The following is a 3,622-nucleotide window of genomic DNA, read 5'->3' as shown; positions in this document are numbered from 1 at the left end:
GTGGTAGCGCTCGTAGAGCGCGTCGCCGGACCCCGCCCCGGCCGCTGACGGCGACGGCGACGGCGAGGTGTTCCGCTGCTTCGGCACCGGCGACGCGCTCTACGAGCGCTACCACGACACCGAGTGGGGCCGGCCCGTGCGCGGCGACGCCGCCCTGTACGAGCGGCTGAGCCTGGAGGCCTTCCAGTCCGGGCTGTCGTGGATCACCGTGCTGCGCCGGCGCGAGTCGCTGCGCGCCGCCTTCGACGGGTTCGACCCCGGGCGCGTGGCCGGCTACGGCGACGCCGACGTGCAGCGCCTGCTCGCCGACCCCGGCGTCATCCGCAACCGGCTCAAGGTGGAGGCGGTGGTGGCCAACGCGCGCGCCGCGCTGCGGCTGGCGCGGAGCGGGCCGGGGCTGTCGGAGCTGGTGTGGTCCTTCGCGCCCGCCGAGCCCGGCCCGGCGCCCGTGCGGCCCGCCGACGTGCCCGCCAGCACGCCGGCCTCCGCGGCGCTGGCGAAGGCCCTCAAGGCCGCCGGGTTCCGCTTCGTGGGGCCCACCACCGCCTACGCCGCCATGCAGGCCTGCGGGCTGGTCGACGACCACCTCGCGCGCTGCCCGGCCCGCGGCGGCGCGGCGCCCCGCTGAGGCCCCGGCGCCGGTGCCCGGGCACCGGCGCGCACCCCCGCCGCAGGGTCGTCAGGACCCCGCGCGACACACCTGGCTGAGAGTCGCCGGAGCAGCGTGCAAGGATTCTGCGAGCGCGGGAGCCCTGTCCCGTCGACGAACGAGACGAGAGGTGTCCCACATGGTCGATCGACAGCGAGTCGTCATCGTCGGCGGGGGCTTCGCCGGCCTGTACGCCGGCCGCAAGCTGGAGAAGCTGCTCCCCGCCAGCACGGCCGAGCTGGTGATCGTGAGCCCCACCGACCACCTCACCTACAGCCCCCTGCTGCCGGACGTCACCGCGTCCGTGCTCGAGCCGCGCCACGTCGCGGTGTCCCTGCGCCAGGCGCTGCCGCGGCACCGCCTCGTGGTCGGCCACGTCACGTCGGTGGACGTCGAGGCCAAGACGATCACCATCACGCGCACCGAGCGCGGCCAGGCCGAGGAGACCGGCCCCGAGTCGCAGGTCATGTCCTACGACCGCCTGCTGCTGGCCCCCGGCTCGGTCACCCGCCGCTTCCCCATCCCGGGCGTGGCGGAGTCGGCGCGCGGCGTCAAGACCATCACCGAGGCCGCGTTCGTGCGCGACCACCTGGTGAACCAGCTCGACGCGGCGGACTCCCTGCCGGACGACCCGCGCTTCGACGCCGAGCGCGCCGAGCGCATGACGGTCGTGGCGGTCGGTGCCGGCTACACCGGCACCGAGATCGTCGCCCAGACGCAGCGCTGGCTGAAGCGCGTCGCGGACCGCTGGTCCAAGATCGACGTCGACGACGTCAAGTGGCTGCTCATCGACGTGGCCCCCGCGGTGCTGCCCGAGCTCGGCCCGCGCCTGGGCCAGTACGCGCTGTCCGCGATGAAGGCCCGCGGCATCGACGTGCGCCTGGGCGTGTCGGTGGCCTCCGTCGAGGGCAACGTCATCAACCTCACCGACGGCGCCGCGGTGCCCTCGCGCACCCTCATCTGGAACGCGGGCATCATCGCCAACCCGCTCATGGCCACCCTCGGCCTGCCGCTGGAGCGCGGCCGCCTCGTCGTGGACACGCAGCTGCGCGTCACCGACGACGTGTGGGCGGTCGGCGACGCCGCCGCCGTGCCGGACCTCGCCAAGGAGAAGCCGGCCGACGGCCCGCAGCCGGTCACCCCGCCCACCGCGCAGCACGCGCAGCGCCAGGGCACCCGGGTGGGCGAGAACATCGCCGCCAGCTTCGGCGTCGGGCAGGCCAAGGACTACGTGCACAAGGACCTCGGCCTGGTGGCCGACCTCGGTGGCACCACCGCGGTCGCCAAGCCGCTGGGCATCGAGCTCACCGGCCTGCCCGCCAAGATCGTCGCGCGCGGCTACCACCTGTACGCGCTGCCCAGCATGGCCAACCGCGTGCGGGTGCTCACCGACTGGGCGCTGCACGCGCTGCTGCCCCCGCAGGCGGTCGCGCTGAACCAGACGCGTCCGGAGGACGCGCTGATCACCACGGCGCAGAACACCGAGATCTACCCCAAGGCCGAGGACAAGCCCAAGGTCGGCTGACCTGGAGGACCCCTCGGACGCCGTGCCCGAGGACGCGGTGGCGCTCGTCGCCGCGTCCCTGGGCACGAGCACCGCACGAGCCCGGAGGCTGGCGCGCACCGCGCTGCCCCCGGGCTCCGTGCGTTCGGCGCGCGCCGCGGCCGCGCGGGGCCGCCCGGTGCTGCTCGTGGAGGGCGCCACCGACGCGGCGGTGCTCACGGTGCTGCTCGGCGGGGACGGCCCGCTGGTCGTGGCCGCCGGCGGCAAGCACGTCCTGCCCCTGGCCGCGGCCGTCGCCGGTGCCGTGGGCGCCGACTGGCACGTCCTCGTCGACGGCGACGGCGACGGCTGGCAGCGCGCGGCGAACCGCTCCCGGGCGCGCGCCACGCACGCGCGCAGCACCCGGCGGGTGCTGGACGCGCTGCCGCCGCAGCGGTGCACCGTGCTGCCGGACGCGCTGGAGGCCGAGCTGGCGGGCTGGCCCTCCTTCGTCGCCGCCCTGCGGCGCCTCGGCGGCGAGCTGAGCGGCCCGGCCGCCAAGGACCCCGCCCGCTACGCCGCGGCCGCGGCCGCCGCCGGCACCGCCGACGCCCCCGAGCGGCTGGTGGCGCTGCGCCGCCTCACGCGGGGGCGCCGACCGGGCCCGCCGGGCGGCTGAGGCGCGCGGCCAGCCCCGTCGCGCGCGCCAGGGGCCGCTGCACCGCCGCGCCCACCGCCTCCACCGAGCCCACCAGGCGCACCCGGTGCCGGGCGCGGGTCACCGCGGTGTAGAGCATCTCCCGGGTGGCCAGCGGCGAGCGCGCCGGCGCCGCCAGCACCGTCACCGTCCCGAACTGCGAGCCCTGGCTGCGGTGCACCGTCATGGCGTGCACCGGCTCCACCGCGGCCAGGCGCGCCAGCGGCACCAGCAGCGGCCCGTCGCCGCGGCCCACCGCCACCACCAGGTCCCCGCCGGACTCCAGCACCACCCCCGTGTCGCCGTTGAACACGCCGACCACCGGGTCGTTCGTGGTGACGATGACGGGCAGGCCCACGTAGCGCCCGTCCGGGCGCGGGCGCACGCCCAGCTCGTCCACGGACCAGCGGTGCGCCAGCGCGCTCCAGTGCGACACCCCCCGGCCGCCGCGCCGGTGCGCGCACAGCACCCGGTGCGCGTCCAGCGCCGCCAGCGCCGCCGGGGCGTCGCCGCGGCGGGCGGCCCCGACCACGTCGCGGGCGCGGGCCAGCACCTCGGCGCGCACGAGCTCCAGCGCGGCGCCGGTGACGGGCTCGTCCTCGGCGACCTCGACGAACTCGACCTCCGGGGCGCCGGAGCGCAGCACGTCCACCACGGCGCCGGTGTCGCCGGCGCGCACGGCCCGGGCGAGCTCCGCGATCGGGCCGCCCGCGGCGAAGCGGTGCGTGGCGCGCAGCAGGGCCACGCCGTCGGCCACCCAGCGCCCGCGCACCCCCACCGGGTCGGCGGGAGC

4 protein-coding genes are annotated in these 3,622 nt (G+C 77.4%); 3 read left to right on the top strand and 1 reads right to left on the bottom strand.

Annotation, left to right across the window (positions count from 1 at the left end; translation table 11 throughout):
* Window positions 1-67 precede the first annotated feature (67 nt).
* The 3 genes from GTR00_RS16765 to GTR00_RS16755 all read left to right on the top strand — a co-directional run bounded on the left by GTR00_RS16765 (window position 68) and on the right by GTR00_RS16755 (window position 2,811).
* Window positions 68-628 carry a DNA-3-methyladenine glycosylase I gene (locus GTR00_RS16765; protein ID WP_166612725.1) on the top strand — a complete coding sequence of 187 codons (561 nt, stop codon included), beginning with the start codon at window positions 68-70 and terminating at the stop codon, window positions 626-628.
* 160 nt (window positions 629-788) lie between these two features.
* Window positions 789-2,174, top strand: a complete 1,386-nt coding sequence (locus tag GTR00_RS16760; protein WP_166612724.1) for an NAD(P)/FAD-dependent oxidoreductase — start codon at window positions 789-791, stop codon at window positions 2,172-2,174.
* A gap of 22 nt (window positions 2,175-2,196) precedes the next feature.
* Window positions 2,197-2,811, top strand: coding sequence for a hypothetical protein (locus tag GTR00_RS16755; RefSeq protein WP_166612723.1), 615 nt, complete (start codon window positions 2,197-2,199; stop codon window positions 2,809-2,811).
* Here GTR00_RS16755 and GTR00_RS16750 read toward each other — a convergent pair.
* Window positions 2,774-3,622: ATP-binding domain-containing protein (locus GTR00_RS16750; RefSeq protein ID WP_166612722.1), on the bottom strand; the 849-nt coding region annotated here is incomplete at its 5' end. The two genes, GTR00_RS16755 and GTR00_RS16750, sit on opposite strands and share 38 nt — an antisense overlap.

Source organism: Kineococcus indalonis, from assembly GCF_009906395.1.
Classification (GTDB): domain Bacteria; phylum Actinomycetota; class Actinomycetes; order Actinomycetales; family Kineococcaceae; genus Kineococcus; species Kineococcus indalonis.
Note: the sequence above shows the minus strand (reverse complement) of the source record. Positions and strands in the feature narration are given on the sequence as shown.